Source organism: Streptomyces ureilyticus, from assembly GCF_011045025.1.
Taxonomy (GTDB): Bacteria; Actinomycetota; Actinomycetes; order Streptomycetales; family Streptomycetaceae; genus Streptomyces; species Streptomyces ureilyticus.
Genome location: NZ_JAAKZX010000084.1, coordinates 1 through 22,611 on the forward strand (window position 1 = coordinate 1; position 22,611 = coordinate 22,611).

Below are 22,611 nucleotides of genomic sequence, written 5' to 3' on the forward strand. Positions count from 1 at the left end.
GGCTTCCGGGGGCGGGGGCATGGCGGCCTCACTGCGGCTGGGTGGCTGCGTCGACAGCGGCGGCGGCGACCGGAGCGATGACGGCGCGCAGATCGATCCGTACGAGGTCGACGTCGGCGATGGACAGGACCAGGTCGCCCGTGATGACGACGCCGCCCTGGAGGAGGCGGTCGAGGAGGTCGATGAGGGCGACCGGACGGTCGGCGACGGTAGCTGCTGTCATGAGACGGGTTCCGCGGGGAGCGAGAAGGAGTACGGGGCCCAGGGCCCGGTCACTTCCACATGGACGCCGGGGAGGCCCTCGGCAGCGGCCAGGACGCGGGTGCGGAAGTCTCCGACGCGGTCTTCGGGGACGAGGTAGGCGTCATTGCTGACGTTGGGGCCGGGGGCCGCGCCGGCGAGTTCGCCGCTCTGCGGACGGAAGGCCACGCGGTCCACGGCGAGGGTGCCGGCGAGTTCCCTGAGGCGGGCGGCCGTGTCGGTGGCCGCCTGCCAGGCATCCTCCGTAGAGCGCTTACGGCGGCGGCGTCCGGCCAGGTAGGCGCGGCCGACGCCCAGGCCCTTGGCCGGTTCGGGGTCGGGTGACTCGTTGTCGGGAGCCGCGTAGATCTTGACGCCCAGTTCCACGTGGCCCGTGACGCGGTCCAGCAGGGGCAGGAAGTCGTCGCGGCGTGCCTCCAGGGTCTGCCGTACGCGGTCCTCGTCGCGGTAGACGGTGACCAGGCGCAGCGGCAGTACGGCGATGCCGCGGCCGGTGAGCGTGGCGACCACGGCGTGGTGCGCGCGGGCCGTGGCCTCCAGCCAGTCCAGGTCCTCCAGTCCGGCCCTGAGGGACGCTTCGTCGAAGTCCGCGGCGGGGACGGGGCCGACGACCGCGGCGAGCGCCGGGGGGCGGTCCGGCGCGTCGTCCGGGGCGCCATCCGAAGTGTCATCCGGTACGTCGTCCCCGAACGCCAGCAGGCGGATCGGTTCACCTGCGACCCCGCGCAGGTCCGCGACCGCACGGGCGGCCTCCGGGGTGCGGCACAGCACGGCGTAGGCGTAGACGATGTCGGTCTTCGCGCCGGGGCCGACGTCGGTCTTGACGCCTGTAGTGACGCCTGACGTGAGGTCTGTCTCGACGTGGTCGTTGATCTCGGCGTCGACGCCGGCTCTGACGTCGGTCTTGATGCCGGTGCCGAAGTCGGGCTTCACATCGGTGCCGGTGGCGGTGGCGGTATCGGTGTGCGTCATGAGGCAGGGCTCCTGTCGGCGGACCGCAGCGCGGCGATCTCCGCGCGCAGGCGTTCGTTCTCCTCGGCGAGGGAGCGGACGGGATCCTCGGCCTCAGCAAGCGACCGCCCGTCCGGCCGCTCCGCCAGTGACCCGTCCCGCCGCTCCGCGAGCACCCCGTCCGGCCGCTCGGCGACGGGCCACTCCGCGGCACTGGAACTCGCCCGGGAAGCCCGGGAAGCCCGGGAGGAGAGGCTGGGGTCGTGTTCCCACCAGTCGATGCCCATCTCCTTCGCCTTGTCGACGGAGGCGACGACGAGCCGCAGCTTGATGGTGAGCAGCTCGATGTCGAGCAGGTTGATCCGGATGTCGCCCGCGATCACCACGCCCTTGTCGAGGACCCGTTCGAGGATGTCGGCGAGGTTGGCGCCCTGGCCGCCCGGCCCCTGGTCGTACGGGGACGGACGGCGGGACGGCGATCCGCCGAGCGTGCCTGCTACCGGTTGCGTCATGGTCGCTGCCCAATGCGTCGTGGCGTGACGCGTCGTTGCCCGATGCGTCGTGGCGTGCTGCGCCAGGGCGTGCTGCGTCGTGGCGTCATGGTCGGGAAGCTCGTCTCCATGCCGTGATCTCGTCGAGTCGGTCCAGCAGTTCGTCCTCGCGGCGGTCGTACTCGTCCTCGTCGATCCGCCCGTCCAGCAGGGCCCGCTCCAGTTCGGTGAGGGCCTGTTGGACGGGGGCCGGGTCGTAGTACTCCGCTTCGGCGGCGTCCCGTACCTGCTCGGCGACCCAGATCGTGGTGCGCAGGGGCGCGAGTGGCAGCGTGAGGATGCCGGTCAGGAGGCCCATGGGTCAGGCCGCGAAACTGTACGGGGGCAAGGGGCCGCGCAGCCGGAAGTCGTAGCCCTCGCCGAAGTCGCGGGCCAGCCGCTGTCCCGCTTCGGTGAACTCGTGGGCGTGGGCGCGTGCGACGAGGAACGAGACGTTGAGGAAGTCGTCCTTCGCCGGGGCACCCTCGACGCTGGCGCGGGCCAGTCCGGCCAGCTGCTGGACGACCTGTCCGGCCAGCAGCCGCTGCCGGGCGTCGACCTGTCTGGCCAGCAACTCGCCGAGGGCCACGCGATCCTCGTGGGTGCCGTTGCCGTCCCGGGTGAGCTCGTTGAGTCTGCGGGCCTCTTCGGACTCGCTCAGCACCTCGCGCAGCAGGTCGTCCTGGGCGCGTGCGGCCTTGAGGTTGAACTCGGTGGTGCCGTGCAGCTCGGCGAGTCTGCGCGTGTACTCCTCGCTCTTCTCCTCCAGGGCCCTCCCCACGCTCGCGCTGTCGGGGGCGAGCATCCCGAACCGCATGGGCAGGACCGCCCCGTCCGCCATCAGCCGCTCCTGCAGCTCCTGGTGGGCGGTGAGGTCACGGCGCTTGGGGCGCAGCTCGGAGGGCGCGGGGCTGACGACGGCGGCGAGCCCGCCGCGTACCACCGCGCTCAGGGAGCCGCCGATGCCGCCGACGGTCCGTAGGCCGTCGAGCCGCAGGGGGTGGTCGGAGCCGGTGATGGCGTAGACGTACAGGGGTGGGTCCGGAGCCGGCTCCGGGACCGGGGATGCCGGTGACGGGTTCGTCGGGGCGTCACTCACCGCGCCTCCCCCTTCTCCTCCTGCTCCCTCTCCTCCTCCTTGCTCACCGCTTCTTCTCCTCGTCGTCGCCGCCGAAGAAGTCGCCGACCGCGTCGACGACGCCGTCGACGGCGCCGCTGATCGCGCCGTTCGTCGTGCCCTTGGCTCCGCTCTCGACCATGTCGCCGACGATGTCGGTGAGCCGGGCGGGCGCCTTGCGGCCCGACTCCAGGTCGAGCCGGTTGCAGGCTTCGGCGAAGCGCAGATAGGTGTCCACGCTGGCGATGACGATGCGTATGTCGATCTTGATCAGCTCGATGCCGACGATCGAGACACGGACGAACACGTCGATGACGAGTCCGCGGTCCAGGATGAGTTCGAGAATGTCGTAGAGCCCGGCGGTCCCCGAACCGCTGGAACTGGAGGCGGCAACAGGTTGCGTTCCGCTTGCTGTGGTCATGACGGTCACGGGTTCGGGTTCCCTTCGCTGTGCTCCGCACGGGGCCGTTTCCACAGGTACGTACGGGAGGCACAGCGGCCGTGTTCACGGGCGGGACCGAAAACCACTGTCGAAAGCGGAAGTTGGTGCAGGAGTTGGAGCAGCAGCCGATCGGGAGCTCAACGCTCCCGGTCGAGTTGGCCGCGGGCGTAGCGGCGCACCCGTTCGTAGCCGAGGAGCTGGCCCCGCAGGTCGAGCGTGACGCGGTAGGTGGCCATGACGGTCATGGTGTCGGGGACCCGCACCAGCTCCACGACCTCCACATCGGCCGTCCAGCCGTCCTGTGTCGGCCGGAGCGCGGAAACGGAATCCGGGCTGGTGCCGAGCAGTTCGGCGAGCTGAACCGCCGCGCCGCGCATGGCCTGAGCGGCCGTCACACGGCCGGTGCTCCCGGCCGTGTCGTTCGTGGAGCCCGCCGGCGCGGCGTTGTTCGCGGCGCGCTTCGTCCTGGGGGCCTTCGGTGCGTCGGGGTCGTCCGACTCGGTGCTTGTCATGCCCCTACCGTGCCAAGTCCCCGGCCCGTGTGGGGAGAGAATCCGCCGAAGATCCTGTGTGAGTCGGCCGACCACGAGGAGCCGGTTTCACCGGCCGGCCCCGTTTCAGCCGCCCTGCCGCCCTGCCGCCCAGCCGCCCTGAAAGCGTGGGGCATCGTCTGCTGGAGCTCCTGGACCATGCGCCCGTACACGTCGAGTCACGCGTCCAGTTGTGCGCGAATCAGCGTGTCGAGTCGCTGCCATGCCGGGGACGACGCGTTGACCGTGCCCTGAATGAGGGCGGGGATCTCGGAGGCCGCATCCAGCCCGGGCGGTTCGTCGCGTCCGTAGCGTTTCCGGGTCGCCTCGGCGATCCGGCGGGCGAGGTCGTCGACGTGGGGATCGTCGGGGTCGAGGTCGTGTGCATGGTCGTAGTCGAGGAAGAGCTGCCGTAGCTCCGGGTCGGCCAGGGTCTCGGCCTGGTCGTGAAACAGGGGGATCGCGTGGTCCGGGTGAGTGGCGAACACGAGGATCCACAGGTCGCGTTGCAGGTCCACCCAACGAGGGGTGAATCCCCAGCTGGCCAGGTGCTCCAGATGGGCACCGACCTCGGTGGGCAGCGGCGCCAGACGCCCGGTGGCGAGCCGGCGCAGGCGCCCCTGCGTTGCCCGCAGGTCACGGATGCGGTCGGTGAGCTCGTTCTCAAATTCGCGCAGCGCCTGCTGGAACTCCTCGTCGGTCGCTGATCTCAGGTCCCGGATACGGGCCAGGGGGACGCCGGCTTCGGCGAGTGTCCGGATCTTGATCAGGTCGATGGCGTCATTCGCGCCGTACCGCCGGTAGCCGGACGCATCGCGGTTGGGCTCGGGGAGCAGCCCTTTGTCGTGATAGACGCGGATGGTTTTGATCGACACTCCGACGTACCTGGCCAGCCGCCCGATGGTGATCACCTGGCCATCGTCCCACTTGACCCTTCCCCAGGGGCAGGGTTGCAGCATGGCGTCATGGCGAACATGAATATCGACCGGGAGACCCTGCGCGAGCTGGCCGATGAGGGCAACGAGACCGCTTTGGACCGGCTGGCCGACCTCGCCGACACAGCCGGCGACCTCGGGGAGCTGAGCGAGCTGCTGGACGAGGGATCCATGCACGCCGGGTTCCTGCTCACTCGACGCGCGGCTGCGATCGGCGACCTGCGGGAGCTGCAACGGATCTCCGACGCCGGGTACGACGAGGCCGGGAAGGTGCTGGACCGGCTGCTGAAGGCGCCGGCCGACGAGCATCGACATTGAGGACAGCGCAAACGTTGCCTGATGTGGCGCTGCCGACCCCCGACCAGGGGCCTTGTCATTGGCTCATAGGGAGGGGCGGCTCGCGGAAAGGCCGGGCGTCCTGACCTACGATCGCCCGATGACCATCCGTTGGACGTATGCCTTCGTCGACCGTCCCGCCGAAGCCTTCGGCCGGGCCTGCGACTTCTGGACGGCGGTCACCAGGACACGCCTGTCCCCGCCCCGGGGCGAGCGGGGCGAGTTCGTGACCCTGCTGCCGGAGGACGGCGCCGACGCCTGCGTGAAGGCACAGGGCGTCGAGTCGGGTGACGGGGGTGCACATCTGGACCTGTGCCCCGAGGACGTTCCCGCACTGGTGGAGTCGGCGCTGCGGCTGGGGGCGGAGATGATCTCCGACTATCCGGGCTGGGCCGTACTGCGCTCCCCCGGCGGCCAGTTGTTCTGCGTGGTGCCCTGGCACGGCGAGTCAGTACGGCCGCCGGTGACCGAGGGCCCCGACGGCTCGACAAGCCGACTCGACCAGGTGTGCATCGACCTGGCCCCATCGGCGTACGACCGTGACGTGGTGTTCTGGCCCGCGCTCACCGGCTGGGCCGCGCACCCGGGCTCGCGCCCGGAGTTCCACATCGTCCAGTCCCCCGCCGGCCTCCCCGTACGCATCCTCCTCCAGCGCCTCGACGAGGACCGCCCCACCGCCGCCCACCTCGACCTGTCCTGCTCGGACATCGAGGCAACCCGCACCTGGCACGAGAAGCTGGGCGCCACGTTCGTGAGCCGCGGTGCCCGGTGGACGGTGATGCGCGACCCGGCAGGCGGCACGTACTGCCTGACGGGCCGGGATCCCGTGACCGGAGGCCTGCCCGCCTAGCTCACGCGCGTTCCCAGGGCTCCACCGCGATCACCGCGTCCTCCGGTATCGGCCCGTAGATGTGCGGGAACTCCTCCCCGCCCGGCTCCGGGGCCTCGTACTTCACCGGCACGCCGAGCCGCTCGGGGTCGAGGACCAGAACCACGAGGTCGTCGGGGCCTGAGTACGAGCCGTACAAGAAGGCGGCGACGCGCGGAAGCTGGGCGCGGGTCGAGCAGTGGATGAAGCCCTCCTCCTGGAGGGTGCGACCGCGCGTCGACATCTCGTAGGTGCCGGTCGCGCGGGCCGCGTCCCAGAGGGAGCGTTCGGTGATGTGCAGAAGTTCGGGCATGAGCGACACGCTAAGTGATGTCCTGGAGGCGGGCCGCGCGGGCCCGGAGGTAGCGCTGTTCGGGGAGGCTCAGGGTCTTGGCGGCGGCCGACTCGTAGGCGGCGCGGGCCGCCTCGGGGTCGCCGGCGCGTTCCAGGAGGTGGGCGCGGACCGCGTCGAGGCGGTGGCCTGATGTCAACTCGGGGGCGAGCGTGTCCAGTTCGGCGAGGCCGGCGCGAGGGCCGTGGACCATCGCGACGGCCACGGCACGGTTGAGGCGTTCGACGGGGCTGGGGACGAGGTGGACGAGGACGTCGTAGAGGCCGAGGATCTCGGGCCAGTCGGTGCTGTCGGGCGAGTCCGCCTCGTCGTGGACGGCGGCGATCGCGGCCCTCAACTGGTAGGGGCCGGGGCGGCGTTGGGACAGAGCCCGGATCACCAGGGCCACGCCCTCCTCGATCGCCGCCTTGTCCCACAGTCCGCGGTCCTGCTCGTCGAGCGGGATCAGTTCGCCGTGCGGCCCGCTGCGTGCGGTGCGGCGGGCGTCGGTGAGGAGCATCAGGGCGAGCAGGCCGGTGACCTCGCAGTCGCCGGGCAGCAGCCGGTGCACCGTACGGGCCAGCCGGATGGCCTCGCCCGCGAGTTCGGCCCGCTGGAGGGAGGCTCCGGAGGTTGCGGTGTAGCCCTCGTTGAAGATCAGGTAGAGCGTGTGGAGGACGGCGGGCAGCCGCTCCTCCCAGCGGTCGGGACGGCCGAAACGCGTGCCCTTCACCCGCTGCTTGGCCCGGCTGATGCGCTGCGCCATCGTCGCCTCCGGCACCAGATGCGCGCGGGCGATCTCGGCCGTCGTCAGACCGCCGACGGCCCGCAGCGTCAGCGCGATCTGGGCGGTCGGGGGCAGATCCGGGTGGCAGCAGAGGAAGAGCAGGGTGAGCGTGTCGTCCTCGGAGGGCGCGCGATCGGGCCCGGGCGGCGGCGCGGTGAAGGCGTCGCGCGGGGTGAGCGCCGCCGCCTTCTCCTCCCGCAGCCGCCGCGCCTGCTCACTGCGCAACGCGTCCGTGAGCCGCCGCGAGGCGACCTTGATCAGCCAGCCCCGCGGATTGTCCGGGATCCCCGACTCGGGCCACTGCCCGGCCGCGGCCAGCAGCGCCTCCTGTACGGCGTCCTCGGCGGTGTCGAAGTGCCCGTACCGCCGTACGAGCGCGCCGAGGACCTGCGGCGCGTGCAGGCGCAGCAGGTCCTCGACCTCGCTCGTACGTCTCAAGCGTCTCCCCTGCTCAACAATCGCCTCCGCCGTCGCCGACAGGTCGGATCACGACGGGGTACTCGTTCGCCCCCTTGGGGACGGGGCACGAGATGACGCGCTCGGCGATCTCCGTGACCCGCTCCAGGCTCGCGCACTCCAGGAGCCAGTAACCGGCGATCACTTCCTTGGTCTCGCCGTACGGCCCGTCGGTGATCACGGGCTTGCCGTCCGGGCCCTTGGCGACCAGGCGGGTCTGGGCCGGCTCGGCGAGCCCCTGGGCATCGATGAACTCGCCGGTCTCGGATAGATCGTTGTTGATCGCCCCCATGTGCTCGTACATGGCCTGAATGTCTTCCTTGCTCCAGACCGGGGCACCGGCGGTGGGCTTGCCCGCCTGGGTGTCGTAGTCCGCCTGCGTGCCCTGCACCATCACCAGGTACTTCATGAGTCCGCTCCTTCGGCTCGGACCGCCCGTCGTGGGCGGTTCTCACAGGGGACGTCGGAGCCGGCCCGCGCTTCTCTACACGCTCGCGGAAAAAGTTTCAGGCTCGCTGGGAGGACGTCACGAATCCCGCTGCTCGGTCTTCTCGACCTTCTCGGGCACCGGTCCGCTCTCCGACGTGAGAACGGGCTCCGACTCGCCCTCTTCCGCCTCGTACGCCTGACACTCGGGGTTCTTGCACGGGCCGGGACGCCACAGGGGCACGAACACGCCCAGGGTCTTGTGCCGGCGTACGACCTGCTCGACGGGCTGGCCGCAAACGGGACAGACGTACTCATCACTGGCCATGTCTCCAGAGTATTGCGGGACGGGCCGGGCCGACAGATGAGCGACGTGCCCGGGTTACCGCTTGCGCTGGTACGTCCGGACGAGGACGTCGTTCTTGAAGGTGCGCACCGTGTCGAGCGTGAACTCGGTGAGCGCGAAGCCGGAGCCGAACATCGGCATGCCGGAGCCGAGGACCAGCGGATACGTCTTGATGACGAGCTCGTCCACCTCGTCGAACAGCTCGCCGGCGAGCTTCGAACCTCCACAGAGGTAGATGCCGAACTCGCTGTCCTCCTGCTTGAGTTCGCGGATCTTGCCGACGACGTCGTCCGAGACGATCTCCACGTTCGGGTCGGGCGACTTCTCGAGGGTGCGCGAGGCGACGTACTGCCTCATGTGCGCGTACGGGCTGGTGCAACCGATCGCCAGGGCCAGGTCGTAGCTGGACCGGCCCTGGATGATCGTGTCGAACTTCTTGTTCTCCAGGTCGTCGATGCCGAGGGGCTGACGGCCCGGGGTGGGCAGGGTCTCCGGGTACTCGGTCTTGAGGAACTCGAAGTACTCCTCGTCGACGAGCCGCGTGAAGAACTCCCCGTCGCCGCTCGGGTCGCCGATGAAGCCGTCGATCGAGCAGGCGATGAAGTAGGTGAGCTTTCGCAAGTTGGTCTCTTTCCGTAGGGTGACCGCCAAGGACTGGACCACTGCATTTATAGTGCTTCACTTGTAGTGGTTACAAGGGATTTCCGGCACGGGAGTCAACTGGGAGAGAGGATTCCGCATGGTCAGAAACCCGGAGCGCAGAGCCGCCCTGGTCGACGCGGGTGTGGAGGTACTGGCGCGCGAGGGGGCACGCGGGCTGACGTTCCGCGCGGTGGACGCCGAGGCCGGCGTGCCGGTGGGCACCGCCTCGAACTACTTCACCGGCCGCGACGACCTGCTCCGCCAGATCGACATACGGCTGCACGAGCGGCTCGCCCCGGATCCGGAGGTCCTGGCCGAGCTGATGAAGGCGCCGAAGGACCGCGCGCTGGTCACGGCGTTCATGCACGACCTCATGGCGCGGGCGCAACGGGACCGTACGGGATATCTGGCGCTCATGGAGATGCGCCTGGAGTCCACGCGGCGCCCGGAGCTGAGGGCCTCATTCACGAAAACGGTCCGTGCGGACCTCGAGCAGGCCATGGAGTTCCACCGCGACGCCGGGCTCCCCGGCGGCGACGAGACCGTGACGGTCCTCTATCTCGCCATGCTCGGCCTGCTGCTGGAACATCTGACCCTGCCGGGGGTGCTGGACGGAGTCCTCCCCGGGGTGAGCGTGCCGGACGGCCTGGTGGAGCGGATCGCCGCGACGATCGTGCCGGAGGCCGACGCCGGGTCCGGGCAGCGTTGAGGGTGAGGGTGCGGGCGCGTTCCGTCAGGCGCGCGGGGCCGGATCACGCCACATCGGCCACATGGGCGGACCGTCCGGCAGGTCGAGCGTGCTGCCCATGAAGGTGAAGCCGAGGCGTTCGTACAGGGCGCAGCTGCGGGCGCTGCTCGCCTCCAGGTACGCGGGCAAGTGCTCGCGGTCGCAGCGGTCGAGCACGTGCTGGATGAGCGCCGTACCGAGGCCCTCGCCCTGCCGCTCCGGAGCCACGCCGATCATCCACAGGTACTCGTGGGCCGCGCCCGCCGGGTGTATCCCGGCCGTCAGCCGGGCGATCTGCTCGATCCGTTCATTGCCGGGATCGACTGCCTCACGGATCTGCGCGGGCCCGTCCTCGTCGTCCTCGTGAGCCTCCGCGGGCATCGGCAGCCACAGCGCGCAGGCCGAACCGTCCTCGGTGACGTCCACATAGCCCTCGTCGAGCACGATGCCGAGGAAGGCTCCCATCAGCAGGGGGTGCGTACGGCGACGGTCCTCCGCGTCGGGGAAGACCCAGCCGCTCACCGGGTCGTTCTGAAAGGCGTCGTCCAGAAGCCGCGTAACGGCCTCCCGATCGCCTTCCCCGGCTCTGCGAATCGCCACGCCCATGCCCCGTACCTCCAGCTCAACTGCCCGCCACCACTTGACCGTTGCAGCCTATGCGAACCGTATCCACCTCCTCACTCGGGTGGCCCGCTCGAAATCAGCAGGATTGGATTGTCGATTAAGGGGCACACCGTAGGGCTGTCGGCCGGGGCCTTCGCCGACCGGATTCACGGACATTTCCGGGCGGGAACACCAAGATCGGGCCGGGCGTTGAACCGGTGACGGACGAGCGACGAGGAGACAGCGATGGCAGGCTTCCTGGACCGCGCCAAGGAACAAGCACAGCGCGGCATCACACAGGGCAAGCACAAGATCGACGAGGTGCAGGCGCAGCGGGCGGGCGGCGATCTACTCAAGAGTCTCGGCGCGGCCTACTACGCCGAGCGGCATGGCACCGGCGCTCCCGACGCGACGCAGCGCGCCCTCCAGGCCCTGGAGAGCCACATCGCGACGCATGGCGACGGAGTACTGCGCTCCTGACGCGAACCGCCCGTACCGCCCGTCGTGGAACCTTCGCGCGGCACTCAAGCTGACCGAATCGGCTCGCACGATGCGCGAACAAGTGGTCCCTGATGGGGAGTTCCGGGTAAAAGCGGCGGTACGAGGCGGTCGCGATGGGTGGCCGTCGCGCCCCCCATGTAAGGAGGCGGCCATGGCCTCACCCATGTCCGCGGGCAGATTCATGTCGCGACTGCGGGACGAAGGTTGCACCGTCGTCGAAGTAGGCGACTGGGAGCACCACAACCGCAATCACAAGGGCCCTTGGGGCCCGGTCCACGGCGTGATGATCCACCACACCGTGACCCGGGGCAGCAAGCGGACGGTCGAGATCTGCCGCGACGGCTACAGCGGCCTGCCAGGACCGCTGTGCCACGGCGTCATCACCAAGGACGGCCGAGTCCACCTCGTCGGCTACGGCCGCGCCAACCACGCGGGTCTCGGCGACGACGACGTACTGCGCGCGGTCATCGCCGAGCGGGGCCTCCCGCGGGACAACGAGGCGAACACCGACGGCAACCGGCACTTCTACGGCTTCGAGTGCGAAAACCTCGGAGACGGCGAGGACCCGTGGCCGGCGGCCCAGTTGGAGGCGATCGAGCGCGCCGCGGCGGCGGTCTGCCGCCACCACGGATGGAATGAGCGCTCGGTGATCGGCCACCTCGAATGGCAGCCGGGCAAGGTCGACCCCCGCGGTTTCACCATGGCCTCCATGCGCGCGCGCATCCGCGACCGCCTGAACTAGACGGGCACTCCAGTGACCCTCGAAGCGCTCGACCCCGCCGTCCTGCGGCCGCGGCTGCCGTCGCCGCTGCGGGACGTCGTGGACGAGCGCTTCGCGCGTCACGGCGTACGGCTGCTGCTCAAGCGGGACGACCTGATCCACCCGGACCTGGTGGGCAACAAGTGGCGCAAACTGGCCCCGAACCTGCACGCCGCGGCGGGCCGTACGATCCTCACCTTCGGCGGCGCGTACTCGAACCACCTGCGCGCCACCGCCGCCGCGGGCCGCCTCCTGGGCCTGCCCACCATCGGCGTGATACGCGGCCAGGAACTGGCCGAACGCCCCCTCAACCCCTCCCTGGCCCGATGCACGGCCGACGGCATGCGGCTGCACTTCGTCGACAGGTCGACCTACCGTCACAAGACCGAGCCGGAATCGCTGGCCGCCATCCTCCGGAAGGCCGGCGCCGAGGACGCGTACGTCATCCCCGAGGGCGGCAGCAACTCCCTTGCCGTACGCGGCTGCCGCACCCTCGGCGAGGAGTTGCGCGGCCGGGCCGACGTCGTCGCGCTGGCCTGCGGCACGGGCGGCACACTCGCGGGGCTGGCCGCGGGACTCGGCCCCGGTCAGCGCGCCCTGGGCATCCCCGTCCTCAAGGGCGGCTTCCTCGACGCGGAGATACGCACCCTCCAGCACCAGGCCTTCGGCGGGCCGCGCGGCGACTGGTCCCTCGACGACCGCTTCCACTGCGGCGGTTACGCCCGCACCACCCCCGGACTCGACGCCTTCGCCGCCGACTTCGAGCAGCGCCATGGCCTGCCCGTCGAGCGCCTCTATGTCGCGAAGATGCTGTACGGACTACTGGCCCTCACGGAGGAAGGGGCCTTCCCGCGCGGGACGAGGCTCGCGGCCGTGATCACAGGAGCGCCGCTCACCCGGTAAGTCCCCTCATCCGGTAAGGCCGTTCACCCGGTCACCACCGGGGCAGCTTCCCCTCGTACTCCGGCTGAACTCGCCGCATATAGCCCGTGTCGTCGCGGTCCTTGATATCCGAGTCGACGTAGCGGCGGTGTGCCCGCTCCAGGGCTTCCGGGTCGAGTTCGACGCCGAGACCGGGACCGGTGGGGACCTTGACGCAGCCGTCGCTCAGTTCCAGGGTGCCCGGGACGATGATGTCGTCGGCCGAGTTCCAGGGGTAGTGGGTGTCGCAGGAGGTGTCGAGGTTGGGGATGGCCGCGGCGACATGGGTCATGGCGGCGAGGCTGATGCCCAGGTGCGAGTTGGAGTGCATGGACAGGCCGAGTCCGAAGGCCTCGCAGACGGCGGCGAGTTCGCGGGTGCGGCGCAGGCCGCCCCAGTAGTGGTGGTCGGTGAGCAGGACCTGGATCGCGCCCTGCTCGATGGCGGGGCGCAGATGCTCCCAGGCGATGACGCACATGTTGGTGGCCAGCGGCATGGGGGCGCTCCGCGCGACCTCGGCCATGCCGGGGATGGTCGGGGTGGGGTCCTCCAGGTATTCGAGGACGCCGTCCAGTTCCCGGGCGACGTGGCGCGAAGTCTCCACGGTCCACGCCGTGTTGGGGTCGAGGCGGAGCGGCCGGCCTGGGAAGGCCTCGGCGAGGGCGCGGATCGCGGCGATCTCCTCGTCGGGCGGGAAGACACCGCCCTTGAGCTTGAAGGAACGGAAGCCGTACCGCTCCTGCATCAGCCGGGCCTGCTCGACGATGCCGGCCGGATCGAGTGCCTCCCCCCAGTCGTCATCGATGGCCGGGCGGCCGTCGAGGGCGGGATGTCCGGCCCACTTGTAGAAGAGGTACGCGGCGAAGGGGACGGCGTCGCGGACGGTGCCCCCGAGCAGGTCGGAGACGGAACGACCGGTCAGCTTGCCCTGCGCGTCGAGGCAGGCGACCTCGACGGCGGAGGTGGTCCAGCCGCGTTCGTGGGAGCTGGGGACGGTCGGCAGCAGCGCGGCGTCGATCGCGGCGGCGATGGCGGTGGTGTCGAAGACGTCCATGCCGGGGACGACGCGGGCGGCGATCTGGAACCGTTCGAGGCGGTCGGTGCCGCCCGGAGACTCGCCCAGGCCGACGGTGGTGCCGTCCTCCAGGACGAGTTGCAGGACGCACCGCAGGGCGAGCGGCTCGTGCACCCCGATGGAGTTGAGGAGCGGCGGGTCGCTGAACGCGATGGGCGTGATGGTCAGTTCGCGGATCCGGGTGCCGAGGGTCATGCCTTTACCGCCTCCAGGCCGTGGTCGATCAACTGCGTGAGCCGGGCGAGGTGCTCCGGCGTGGGGTCGAGCAGCGGGGGCCGTACGCCGCCGACGTCCAGCCCTCGGATCCGTACCCCTGCCTTGACCAGCGAGACCGCGTATCCGGGCACCGCGTCGCGGAGCTCGACGAGCGGGGCGTAGAACTCGGTGAGGAGGGTGGCGACCAGGGTCTGGTCGTCCTGCGCGAGGGCCTGATGGAAGGCCAGCGCGATCTCCGGGGCGAAGGCGAAGACGGCCGAGGAGTAGAGCTCGACTCCGATGCCCTGGTAGGCCGGTACGGTCATCTCGGCCGTCGGCAGGCCGTTGAAGAACTGGAAGTCGCCGCTGTCGGGCAGGGCGCGCACCGCGCGCACGATGCGGTGCATCAGCTCGATGTCGCCGATGCCGTCCTTGAGGCCGATCACTCCGGGCAGGGCGGCGATCGCGGCCGCGGTCGGGGCGGTGAGGCGGGCGGTGCCGCGCTGGTAGAAGACGACGGGCAGCGTGGTGGCAGCGGTCACGGTTTCCACGTAGCGCAGCAGGCCTTCCTGCGGGGCCGTCACCAGGTACGGCGGCAGCAGCAGGATGCCGTCGGCGCCGGCCCGCTCGATGCGGGCCACCTGGTCGAGGACCGTGGGGACCGGCCCGCCGGCCGCGGACAGGACGGGGACGCGGCCCGCGGTCGTCTCGACGGCCACGCGTGTCGCGCGTTCGATCTCCTCCGGCGACAGCGCGTGGAACTCGCCGGTGCCGCAGGCGACGAAGACACCGCCCGCTCCGGCGCGTACACCGGAGTCGATGTGCTGGGCGAGCAGCTCCCCGGCCAGGGCGCCGTCCGTGCCGAACGGGGTGACCGGGAAGAACTGCACGCCTTTGAGCTTGGGGAACTTCATCTCTTCCTCTGGGAGTGGGGCTTAGCCCTTGGTGGTGCCTAGCCCTTGGTGGCGCCGGCCGCGATGCCGCTGACCAGCGAGCGTTGGAGCAGCAGGTAGACGACGAGGCTGGGTACGAGTGCGATGACGGAACCGGCCAGTACCACGCCCGAGCCGATCTCGGGGTCGTTGCGGAGGACGGACAGAGCGACGGTGACGGTGTAGTCGGTGGGGTCCTTGGCGGCGATCAGCGGCAGCAGGTACTGGTCCCAGATCATGATGAAGCCGAGTACTCCGGCGACGCCGAGTGCGGGCTTGCACAGCGGCAGCACGATCTGCCACAGCATCCGGAACTCGCCGACGCCGTCGATCCGCGCGGCCTCCTCGATCTCCGTCGGTATCTCCCGCATGAACTCGGCCAGCAGCATCACCGAGAAACCCCAGGCGCCGACCGGCAGGATCACGCCGAAGGCGGTGCCCTTCAGGTCGATGCCGACCACCGGCACATCGCCCAGGACGAGCGAGAGCGGGATGGCGATGACCTCTTCGGGGAGCATCATCGTCAGCATGAAGAGGGTCATGACGAGGGCCTGTCCGCGGAACCTGTGCCGGGCCAGCGCATAGGCCGCCAGCACGGACACGGTCAGCTGGAGCAGGAGCCCGCCGCCCGCGATCACGAGGGAGTTCGTGAAGTAGTCCCAGATGCCCCTGTCGCCCGCCACCCGCATGTTGGTGAGCGTGGCGTGGTGCGGATAGAACGACAGCACCGAGCCCCGCGCGTTCTCGTCGAAGGCGCCGGAGATGATCGTCAGGAACGGCGCCGCGAAGACGGCGAGGGCGAGCAGACAGAGCAGGATCCGCAGCGCCATGCCGAGGCCGGGCCGGTCGCTCCAGCCGAGCGCGGTGTCGAACCGCGCGGGCGTGGTGTGGCGGGGTTCCTTGGCGGTACGTCGTACGGAAGGCCGAGCGGCGGCCGGGGCGGGATCGACGGTGGTGGGGGCGCTCATCGGCGGGCCTCCCCTCTCGTGCGGAGCCGATAGACCGTCACCGTGAGCAGCAACGTCACGGCGAGCAGCAGGGCGGAGGCAGCGGAGGCGCCGCCGATGTCGTTGCGGGTGAAGCCGAGGGTGTAGGCGCGGGTCATCCAGACCTCGGTGGAGCCGGCCGGGCCGCCGCCGGTGAGGACGTACACCTCGGTGAAGACGCGCAGGCTGCGGATCACGGCGAGCGTGACGACGATGGCGAGCGCGGGGCGGATGGCCGGCAGGGTGACATGGCGCAGCCGCTGCCAGAGTGAGACGCCGTCCATCGCGGCGGCCTCGTACAGCGTCCGGTCGACGCCCGCGAGACCGGCGAGGATGATCACCATGTTGTACGGGGCGCCGATCCAGACGCCCATGGCCATCACGGACCACAGAGCGGTGTCGGGGTTGTCCAGGAAGGGCACAGGGCCGAGGCCCACCACACCCAGCACGCTGTTGAGGAAGCCGTCGGAGGTCGGGTAGTACAGCAGCCGCCACATCTCGCCGACCACGGCCGTCGCGGTGACGACGGGCAGGAAGACGGCGGTACGGAGGAACTTCAGGGAGCGGGTCTGGCCTTCGAGCAGCAGGGCGAGCACGAAGCCGACGAGGATCGCGCCGGCCGCCTGGCCGATGCCCAGGATCAGGGTGTTGTTGATGGCGTCCAGGAAGCGGTGGTCGGTCAGCACCCGGGTGTAGTTGTCGAGGCCGACCCACTTGTCGCCGAGGAAGGGCCGTACTTCGAAGAGGCTGAGCCAGAGGCCCTTGCCCATCGGGACGAACTTGAAGACGAGGGCGAGGAGGAGACCGGGGGCGAGGAACAGCCAGGGGAGCGCGGCCCGCCGATAGCCGCCCCGGCGACGGGACTTGGGCGCCTCGGACTTGGGCACCGGGGACTTGGGTACGCCCGCGGGGGTCAGGGTTGCGGTCATGAGATCAGGTCCTGGTCCTTGAGATCACCGGTCAGCGTCTCGTTGAGCTCCTGCAGACCGGCGCGGACGTCGCTGCCGCAGTAGGTGAACACCGCGTTGAGGCTGTCGGCGGTGTCCTGCCTGATCGGGGCGAAGTCCAGAGCGGCGGGGAACTGCTTCGAGGCGTCGCGGTACGCCTTCTGCACGGTGGCCCAGCGTCCGTCGTCCCGTACCTTCGCCGCGTCGAGCGTGGTGTTGACGGGGATGCGGACGACGGGCTGGTTCTCACCGGTCATCGCGAGCTGCTGCGCCCCGGGCGTGATGAGGAACTCGGCGAGGGCCTTCTCCTGCTCGGCCTTGCCGGTCTTCGCGCCGAAGTAGATGTTCTCGCCCTCGGCCAGCGCGGTGGCGCCGTCGGGTCCGGCCGGGGCCTGGACGACCTCGTACTTGTCCTTGCCGGGCGTCGCGTCGAAGGTGGCGATGTTGTACGGGCCGGTGAGGTACATCCCGGCGGTGCCGTCCTGGAAGTTGGTGGCGTTGCCCGTGGTGGAGGTCAGGGCGCTGGGCTGGACGAGGTTCTTCGCGCCACAGAAGAGGTTGTCCTTCAGCCAGGACACGGTGCGTACGGCGGCTTCGGAGTCGGCGACCGCGCGGTACTTGCCAGCGTTGTCAGGGTCCGGCTCGACGAGTGAGGCGCCGCCCTGCCAGAGGAAGGTGGCGGCCCACCAGGCGGCGTACCCGTTCTGGGCACTGCCGGGGACGACCATGCCGTACGTGTCGTTCTTGCCGTTGCCGTCCGGGTCACGGGTGGCGAATGCCTTGGCGAGGGTGAGCAGGTCCTGCCAGGTCCTGGGCTGCGGGAGGCCGACCCTTTCGCGCCAGTCCTTGCGGACCATGAGGGTCATGGCCTGGCGGGAGTACGGGATTCCGTACGTACGTCCGTCGAGTCCTCGAGCCGTGCCCCAGGTCTCGCCGTCGATCTGCTCGTGGCCGGCTATCGCGTCGGGGTCGATGGGCTTCAGCAGGCCCTGGCGCTGGTAACTGCCCAGCGAGCCGCTGTCGTTGATCATGACGTCGGGCAGGTCCTTGATGGAGGCGCGACTCTGGAGTTGCTGATCGAAGTTGACGATCGGCTGGAAGTCGACCTTGATGCCGGTCTTCTTGGTGAAGGCGGCGAAGACCCGTTCGTAGGTGGCGGCGGCGTCCGGATTGCTCCGGGTCCAGACCTCCAGGGTGTTCGGATCACCGGAGTCCGCGGTGTCCGAACCGGATCCGCAGGCGGCGGCCGAGAAGACGAGTGCCGTGGCGGCGAGTGTGGCGGCTGTGCGGCGGCCCCGTCGCTGTCGCTGAGCCATGCGCCACCTCCATTCACATACGCGAAAGCGATTCATGAATCTAAAAGGTTGCTGCAACGTAGAATGGTTTCGGCCACGTGTCAAGGAATGTACGGTTCCGTATCAGCCGCCAATCAGCCGCCAATTCAGCCGTCACCACTGGCCGCACATCTCGGGAGGAGCGCACATGTCCGCCGTCGCGGAGGAGCCGAGGATGGTGAAGTCGGCGCAACGAGCCCTGGTGGTCCTGGAGGTGCTGGCCGACGCGAAGGGGCTCATCCCCGTCACCGAGCTGCACCGGCGCACCGGCTTTCCGCGCTCGAGCCTGCACCAGCTGCTGCACACGATGATCGCGATGCACTGGGTCGAGCCGTCCGCCGACGGTACGTCGGTCCGGCTGGCCAGCAGGGCGCTGCTCGTCGGCACCTCGTACCTCGATGCCGACCAGGCGTTGCCGTACGCCGTCCACACCCTGGAGGAGATCCGCGAGGACACCGGCTACACCGTGCACTACGCCCGGCTGGACGGCTCCCACGTCCTCTACCTCGCGACCCGCGAGACCACCGAACCGCACCGGGCCACTTCACGCGTGGGCCGCCGCCTCCCCGCGTACGCCACAGCCCTCGGCAAGGCCCTGCTCGCCGAACTGACGGCGGCCGAGGCGGACACCCTGCTGCCGTCGGGCCCCCTCACCGCCCTCACCGAACGCACGGTCACCGACCGGGACACCTTCGCCCGCGAACTGCGGGAGACCCGGGAGCGCGGGTACGCCGTCGAACACGAGCAGAACACCCGGGGCATCGGCTGCGTCAGCGTCACCGTCCCCTACCGCATCCCGGCCACCGACGCGATCAGCTGCTCCATGCCCCTCGCCGACGCCGAAACCGCCGAGGCGACGGCCAAGGTCGCCACGGTCCTCCAGGAGCACACCCGGCGCCTGGCGGCCCGGCTGCGAGCGGAGGGCATCCGCTGACCGGCACCCGAGGGCTCCCTCAGGTCGCTGACTCCCGGTAGGCAGCCGCCTCCTCCAGATCCAGCCGTCGCAGCAGCGTCCGCAGCATCTCGTCGTCGATGAATCGACCGTCGCGCAGCTTCACGAACACCTCCCGCTCGGCGCCGATCATCTCGCGCGACAGGCGGCGGTACGTGTCGTCCACGCTCTCCCCGGTCACGGGGTTCACCGAGCCGAGCCGCTCCCACACGGCGTTGCGGCGCCGCTCCAGGACCGAGCGGAGGCGCTCGGCGAGCGGGGGCGGCAGGACGTTGCGCTCGTCCTCGAGGAGCTCGTCCAGGCGCTGCTCGGCGACCCGGGAGGCCTGAGCCTGGGCGTTCGCCTCCGCGAGCGTCTCCGCCTGTGCGTCACGTCCGGGCAGCTTCAGCAACTTGATCAGCGGGGGCAGCGTCAGCCCCTGCACGACCAGGGTCCCGATGACCGTCGTGAAGGTCAGGAAGAGGATGAGATTCCGGCCGGGGAAGTCCTCGCCGCCGTGCATCGTCAGCGGGATCGAGAACGCGATGGCGAGCGAGACGACACCCCGCATCCCGGCCCAGCCGACGACGAACGGCCCCCTCCAGGTGGGGTCGGGCTCGCGCTCCCGGATCCGGCGGGACAGCATGCGCGGCAGGAACGTCGCGGGATACACCCACACGAAACGTGCCGCGACGACCACCAGGAAGAGGGCCACCGCGTACCAGACGGCACTGGCACCCTCGTACTCCCCGAGCCCCTGCAGAACGATCGGCAGCTGCAGACCGATCAACGCGAAGACCGCCGACTCCAGGATGAACGCCACCATCTTCCACACCGCCTCCTCCTGGAGCCGGGTGGCGAAATCGACCTGCCAGGAGCGGTGCCCGAGATAGAGGGCGACGACGACCACGGCGAGCACTCCGGAAGCATGCACCTGCTCGGCGACGGCGTAAGCGAAGAAGGGGATCAGCAAGGAGAGACTGTTCTGCAGCAGCGCCTCCTTCAGGTGAGTACGCAGCCAGTGGATCGGCACCATCAACAGAAGCCCTATCCCGATGCCGCCGAGCGCCGCGACCAGGAACTCACCGATGCCGCCCGCCCAGGTCGCGCCCTCCCCGACGGCGGCGGCGAGGGCCACCTTGAACGCGGTGATCGCGGTCGCGTCGTTCACCAGGGACTCGCCCTGGAGGATCGTGGTGAGCCGCGCGGGCAGCCCGACCCGGCGGGCCACCGCCGTCGCCGCCACCGCGTCCGGCGGCGCCACCACCGCGCCGAGCACCAGGGCCGCGGTGAGCGGCAGGTCCGGCACGATCAGATACGCGGCCCAGCCGACGACGAGCGTCGCGAACAGGACGTACCCCACCGACAGCAGCGCCACGGGCCGTATCTGCGCCCGAAGATCGAGATACGAGCTGTCCGTTGCCGCCGTGTACAGCAGCGGGGGCAGCAGCAGCGGCAGCACCACTTCGGGGTCGAGGGTGTACTCGGGCACCCATGGGAGGTACGAGACGGCCAGGCCCACCGTGACGAGCAGCAGCGGCGGGGGGACCGGGGTGCGGCGGGCCACACCGGCCACCGCGGCACAGCCCGCGATCAGCAGCAGCAGGGGCATCACATGCATCGGTTTTCGGCCCGCCTTCGTTCTTGAGCTGTTTTCGCCCTTGAGCTGTTTTCTCCGCGCCCGTCGTAACCTGGCAATCATGAAACAGTGCACGCACACCGCTTCGCTGCCGCGTCCGGAACCCGGACCGCTCAGCGAGACCTGCCTCGAGTGCCGTGCCGCGGGCACGCACCCGGTGCAGCTCCGGCTGTGCCTGGACTGCGGTCACGTAGGCTGCTGCGACACGTCGCCGATGCGGCACGCGACGGAGCACCACAAAGAGACGGGACACCCGATGATGCGCTCACTCGAGCCCGGTGAGAGCTGGCGATGGTGCTTCGTCGACCACGTCATCGTGTGACCCCGGATCGGTAAGATTCGACGGTCTGACGCCTGGGTACGTCAACCCGGCGCACGCTCTTCCCAATTGGGCCCGCAGACCCCTAGCCACTGTGCGTATAACTATGTTTACTATGAGTGACAACAACGGGGTTGGGGTCCCGGGGACAGAAAACCTGAGAGCGCGGTAGCGTCACCGCTGAACCACGTAGCGCGTTACCCCGAGGGGCGACCCTCGGCCCCCGATCAGAGCTTGTACCACCTTGGAGGTGAGGGTGTCCCAGATCGCAGGCGAGCCCGCGACCCAGGACTTCGTGGAAGTCCGGCTGCCGGCTGCGGGTGCCTACCTGTCGGTGCTGCGTACGGCCACGGCCGGACTCGCGGCGCGTTTGGACTTCACCCTCGACGAGATCGAGGACCTGCGCATCGCGGTCGACGAGGCCTGCGCGATCCTGCTGCAGCAGGCCGTGCCCGGCTCGGTGCTCAGCTGTGTCTTCCGCCTGATCGACGACTCGCTGGAGGTGACGGTCTCGGCCCCGACCACCGACGGCCACGCCCCTTCGCGGGACACGTTCGCCTGGACCGTGCTGTCGGCCCTCGCGGGCAAGGTGTCCTCCTCGGTCGCCGACGACAAGACCGTTTCGATCAGCCTCTACAAACAGCGCGGCGCGGGACCCGGGCCGGCGTGAGGAACGGGGATGGGCCGGTGCGGGACGAAGAGCGCGGCACACGAGAACTTCCCGCTGAGGGCGCCGGCGCCCTGAGCGGGCCCCGGCGCATGGCGGCGGAGGGTGCCGACGGCATCCCCGAGCAGCAGGCCCGGCCGCACCCGGAGGACGACTCCTCGGCGGCCGGGGCGCCTCTGATCGGGGTTCCAGGGGGATCTCCCGGGACGGAGTCTGGGGGAGCGCCCCCGGAAGGGCGGCTGCGGGTGACGGGCGGGACTATGAGCGAGCAGCACGAGCAGCACGAGCAGCACGAGCGAAACTCGGGCGGCGGCGCCGAGGGCGCCACGGGCGTACAACACGTACAGCACGACCCCCACAACCGCAGCGGAGCGCGGGCCAAGTTCGTCGAGCTGCGCAAACTGCCGGACGGCAGCCCGGAGTACGCGGAGCTGCGCAACCAGCTGGTCCGGATGCATCTCCCGCTCGTCGAGCATCTCGCGCGCCGCTTCCGCAACCGCGGCGAGCCGCTGGACGACCTCACGCAGGTCGCCACCATCGGCCTGATCAAGTCGGTCGACCGCTTCGACCCGGAGCGCGGCGTCGAGTTCTCCACGTACGCGACGCCGACGGTCGTCGGTGAGATCAAGCGGCACTTCCGCGACAAGGGCTGGGCGGTGCGCGTCCCGCGCCGGCTCCAGGAGCTGCGCCTGTCGCTCACCACGGCCACCGCGGAGCTCTCGCAGCAGCACGGCCGCTCCCCCACCGTGCATGAGCTGGCCGAGAAACTGGCCATCTCGGAGGAGGAGGTCCTGGAGGGCCTGGAGTCGGCCAACGCGTACTCCACGCTCTCCCTGGATGTCCCCGACACGGACGACGAGTCCCCTGCGGTCGCGGACACGCTGGGCTCCGAAGACGAGGCACTGGAGGGCGTCGAGTACCGCGAGTCCCTGAAGCCGCTCCTGGAGGATCTCCCGCCGCGCGAAAAGCGGATCCTGCTGCTGCGCTTCTTCGCCAACATGACCCAGTCGCAGATCGCCCAGGAAGTCGGCATCTCCCAGATGCACGTCTCCCGCCTCCTGGCCCGGACGCTGGCCCAACTGCGGGAGAAGCTGCTCGTCGAGGAGTAGGCGTCCC

At 70.0% G+C, this 22,611-nt stretch carries 30 protein-coding genes; 10 read left to right on the forward strand and 20 right to left on the reverse strand.

Annotation, left to right across the window (positions count from 1 at the left end; all coding sequences use genetic code 11):
* Positions 1–28: 28 nt before the first annotated feature.
* The 8 genes from G6048_RS51035 to G6048_RS24600 all read right to left on the reverse strand — a co-directional run bounded on the left by G6048_RS51035 (position 29) and on the right by G6048_RS24600 (position 4,742).
* Positions 29–223 carry a gas vesicle protein gene (locus G6048_RS51035; RefSeq protein WP_165341758.1) on the reverse strand — a complete coding sequence of 65 codons (195 nt, stop codon included), beginning with the start codon at positions 221–223 and terminating at the stop codon, positions 29–31.
* Positions 220–1,233 (reverse strand): GvpL/GvpF family gas vesicle protein, encoded by a 1,014-nt coding sequence (locus tag G6048_RS24570; RefSeq protein ID WP_206342077.1) that lies wholly within the window; start codon positions 1,231–1,233, stop codon positions 220–222. Before G6048_RS24570 ends, G6048_RS51035 begins: the two co-directional genes overlap by 4 nt.
* Positions 1,230–1,724, reverse strand: a complete 495-nt coding sequence (locus tag G6048_RS24575) for a gas vesicle protein (RefSeq protein WP_165341759.1) — start codon at positions 1,722–1,724, stop codon at positions 1,230–1,232. The genes G6048_RS24570 and G6048_RS24575 overlap by 4 nt, the downstream gene beginning before the upstream one ends.
* 85 nt (positions 1,725–1,809) lie before the next feature.
* On the reverse strand, positions 1,810–2,061 hold the full coding sequence (locus G6048_RS24580; protein ID WP_165341760.1) for a gas vesicle protein GvpG: 252 nt from the start codon (positions 2,059–2,061) through the stop codon (positions 1,810–1,812).
* A 3-nt stretch (positions 2,062–2,064) separates the two neighbouring features.
* On the reverse strand, positions 2,065–2,775 hold the full coding sequence (locus G6048_RS24585; protein ID WP_165341796.1) for a GvpL/GvpF family gas vesicle protein: 711 nt from the start codon (positions 2,773–2,775) through the stop codon (positions 2,065–2,067).
* Positions 2,776–2,884: 109 nt separating this feature from the next.
* Positions 2,885–3,280 carry a gas vesicle protein GvpJ gene (gene gvpJ / locus G6048_RS24590; RefSeq protein WP_165341761.1) on the reverse strand — a complete coding sequence of 132 codons (396 nt, stop codon included), beginning with the start codon at positions 3,278–3,280 and terminating at the stop codon, positions 2,885–2,887.
* 158 nt (positions 3,281–3,438) lie between these two features.
* Positions 3,439–3,813, reverse strand: a complete 375-nt coding sequence (locus G6048_RS24595; RefSeq protein ID WP_165341762.1) for a gas vesicle protein GvpO — start codon at positions 3,811–3,813, stop codon at positions 3,439–3,441.
* Positions 3,814–4,010: 197 nt separating this feature from the next.
* A complete protein-coding gene (locus tag G6048_RS24600; RefSeq protein ID WP_165341763.1) occupies positions 4,011–4,742 on the reverse strand; it encodes a MerR family transcriptional regulator in 732 nt (243 codons plus the stop codon).
* A 54-nt stretch (positions 4,743–4,796) separates the two neighbouring features.
* Here G6048_RS24600 and G6048_RS24605 point away from each other — a divergent pair, with 54 nt between their 5' ends.
* Positions 4,797–5,084 carry a hypothetical protein gene (locus G6048_RS24605; protein WP_165341764.1) on the forward strand — a complete coding sequence of 96 codons (288 nt, stop codon included), beginning with the start codon at positions 4,797–4,799 and terminating at the stop codon, positions 5,082–5,084.
* A 118-nt stretch (positions 5,085–5,202) separates the two neighbouring features.
* Entirely contained in the window at positions 5,203–5,952 is a 750-nt protein-coding gene (locus tag G6048_RS24610; protein ID WP_165341765.1) for a VOC family protein, read from the forward strand.
* Position 5,953: 1 nt separating this feature from the next.
* On the opposite strand, the gene G6048_RS24615 is transcribed toward G6048_RS24610, so the two are convergent.
* From G6048_RS24615 to G6048_RS24635, 5 genes are all read right to left on the reverse strand, one after another.
* The gene (locus G6048_RS24615; protein WP_206342079.1) at positions 5,954–6,283 is read right to left on the reverse strand and encodes a DUF952 domain-containing protein; all 330 of its coding nucleotides are present in this window, start codon (positions 6,281–6,283) and stop codon (positions 5,954–5,956) included.
* Between the two features lie 10 nt (positions 6,284–6,293).
* Positions 6,294–7,526, reverse strand: a complete 1,233-nt coding sequence (locus tag G6048_RS24620) for an RNA polymerase sigma factor (protein WP_165341767.1) — start codon at positions 7,524–7,526, stop codon at positions 6,294–6,296.
* Between the two features lie 13 nt (positions 7,527–7,539).
* Entirely contained in the window at positions 7,540–7,953 is a 414-nt protein-coding gene (locus G6048_RS24625; protein WP_165341768.1) for a YciI family protein, read from the reverse strand.
* 117 nt (positions 7,954–8,070) lie between these two features.
* On the reverse strand, positions 8,071–8,298 hold the full coding sequence (locus tag G6048_RS24630; RefSeq protein ID WP_165341769.1) for a hypothetical protein: 228 nt from the start codon (positions 8,296–8,298) through the stop codon (positions 8,071–8,073).
* A 54-nt stretch (positions 8,299–8,352) separates the two neighbouring features.
* Entirely contained in the window at positions 8,353–8,937 is a 585-nt protein-coding gene (locus tag G6048_RS24635; RefSeq protein WP_165341770.1) for a dihydrofolate reductase family protein, read from the reverse strand.
* A 118-nt stretch (positions 8,938–9,055) separates the two neighbouring features.
* Between G6048_RS24635 and G6048_RS24640 the strand changes: the two genes are divergently transcribed.
* Positions 9,056–9,667 (forward strand): TetR/AcrR family transcriptional regulator, encoded by a 612-nt coding sequence (locus tag G6048_RS24640; RefSeq protein ID WP_165341771.1) that lies wholly within the window; start codon positions 9,056–9,058, stop codon positions 9,665–9,667.
* A 24-nt stretch (positions 9,668–9,691) separates the two neighbouring features.
* Here G6048_RS24640 and G6048_RS24645 read toward each other — a convergent pair whose 3' ends face one another.
* Positions 9,692–10,291, reverse strand: coding sequence for a GNAT family N-acetyltransferase (locus G6048_RS24645; RefSeq protein WP_165341772.1), 600 nt, complete (start codon positions 10,289–10,291; stop codon positions 9,692–9,694).
* A gap of 243 nt (positions 10,292–10,534) precedes the next feature.
* Between G6048_RS24645 and G6048_RS24650 the strand changes: the two genes are divergently transcribed.
* The 3 genes from G6048_RS24650 (at position 10,535) to G6048_RS24660 (ending at position 12,452) form a co-directional block, all read left to right on the forward strand.
* Entirely contained in the window at positions 10,535–10,768 is a 234-nt protein-coding gene (locus tag G6048_RS24650) for a hypothetical protein (RefSeq protein WP_165341773.1), read from the forward strand.
* 172 nt (positions 10,769–10,940) lie between these two features.
* Positions 10,941–11,531, forward strand: a complete 591-nt coding sequence (locus tag G6048_RS24655; RefSeq protein WP_206342080.1) for an N-acetylmuramoyl-L-alanine amidase — start codon at positions 10,941–10,943, stop codon at positions 11,529–11,531.
* A 12-nt stretch (positions 11,532–11,543) separates the two neighbouring features.
* On the forward strand, positions 11,544–12,452 hold the full coding sequence (locus G6048_RS24660; RefSeq protein WP_165341774.1) for a 1-aminocyclopropane-1-carboxylate deaminase/D-cysteine desulfhydrase: 909 nt from the start codon (positions 11,544–11,546) through the stop codon (positions 12,450–12,452).
* A gap of 31 nt (positions 12,453–12,483) precedes the next feature.
* Here G6048_RS24660 and G6048_RS24665 read toward each other — a convergent pair whose 3' ends face one another.
* From G6048_RS24665 to G6048_RS24685, 5 genes are read right to left on the reverse strand one after another with little or no spacing between them, the layout of a single operon-like run.
* Complete coding sequence (locus G6048_RS24665) at positions 12,484–13,740, reverse strand: glucarate dehydratase family protein (protein WP_165341775.1); 1,257 nt, start codon at positions 13,738–13,740, stop codon at positions 12,484–12,486.
* Positions 13,737–14,654, reverse strand: coding sequence for a 5-dehydro-4-deoxyglucarate dehydratase (locus tag G6048_RS24670; RefSeq protein ID WP_165341776.1), 918 nt, complete (start codon positions 14,652–14,654; stop codon positions 13,737–13,739). The genes G6048_RS24665 and G6048_RS24670 overlap by 4 nt, the downstream gene beginning before the upstream one ends.
* 38 nt (positions 14,655–14,692) lie before the next feature.
* On the reverse strand, positions 14,693–15,640 hold the full coding sequence (locus tag G6048_RS24675; protein ID WP_165341777.1) for a carbohydrate ABC transporter permease: 948 nt from the start codon (positions 15,638–15,640) through the stop codon (positions 14,693–14,695).
* The gene (locus G6048_RS24680) at positions 15,637–16,587 is read right to left on the reverse strand and encodes a carbohydrate ABC transporter permease (protein WP_165341778.1); all 951 of its coding nucleotides are present in this window, start codon (positions 16,585–16,587) and stop codon (positions 15,637–15,639) included. Before G6048_RS24680 ends, G6048_RS24675 begins: the two co-directional genes overlap by 4 nt.
* Entirely contained in the window at positions 16,584–17,921 is a 1,338-nt protein-coding gene (locus tag G6048_RS24685; RefSeq protein ID WP_165341779.1) for a sugar ABC transporter substrate-binding protein, read from the reverse strand. The genes G6048_RS24680 and G6048_RS24685 overlap by 4 nt, the downstream gene beginning before the upstream one ends.
* Positions 17,922–18,087: 166 nt before the next feature.
* On the opposite strand from G6048_RS24685, the gene G6048_RS24690 reads away from it, so the two are divergent.
* Complete coding sequence (locus tag G6048_RS24690) at positions 18,088–18,873, forward strand: IclR family transcriptional regulator (protein ID WP_165341780.1); 786 nt, start codon at positions 18,088–18,090, stop codon at positions 18,871–18,873.
* A 19-nt stretch (positions 18,874–18,892) separates the two neighbouring features.
* On the opposite strand, the gene G6048_RS24695 is transcribed toward G6048_RS24690, so the two are convergent.
* Entirely contained in the window at positions 18,893–20,491 is a 1,599-nt protein-coding gene (locus tag G6048_RS24695; RefSeq protein ID WP_165341781.1) for a Na+/H+ antiporter, read from the reverse strand.
* Between the two features lie 79 nt (positions 20,492–20,570).
* Between G6048_RS24695 and G6048_RS24700 the strand changes: the two genes are divergently transcribed.
* The 3 genes from G6048_RS24700 to G6048_RS24710 all read left to right on the forward strand — a co-directional run bounded on the left by G6048_RS24700 (position 20,571) and on the right by G6048_RS24710 (position 22,604).
* Positions 20,571–20,831, forward strand: coding sequence for a UBP-type zinc finger domain-containing protein (locus G6048_RS24700; protein ID WP_165341782.1), 261 nt, complete (start codon positions 20,571–20,573; stop codon positions 20,829–20,831).
* Between the two features lie 253 nt (positions 20,832–21,084).
* Positions 21,085–21,498: an ATP-binding protein gene (locus G6048_RS24705; RefSeq protein WP_033320057.1), complete on the forward strand. Its 414-nt coding sequence runs from the start codon at positions 21,085–21,087 to the stop codon at positions 21,496–21,498.
* Positions 21,495–22,604: an RNA polymerase sigma factor SigF gene (locus G6048_RS24710; RefSeq protein WP_165341783.1), complete on the forward strand. Its 1,110-nt coding sequence runs from the start codon at positions 21,495–21,497 to the stop codon at positions 22,602–22,604. The genes G6048_RS24705 and G6048_RS24710 overlap by 4 nt, the downstream gene beginning before the upstream one ends.
* Positions 22,605–22,611: the final 7 nt, after the last annotated feature.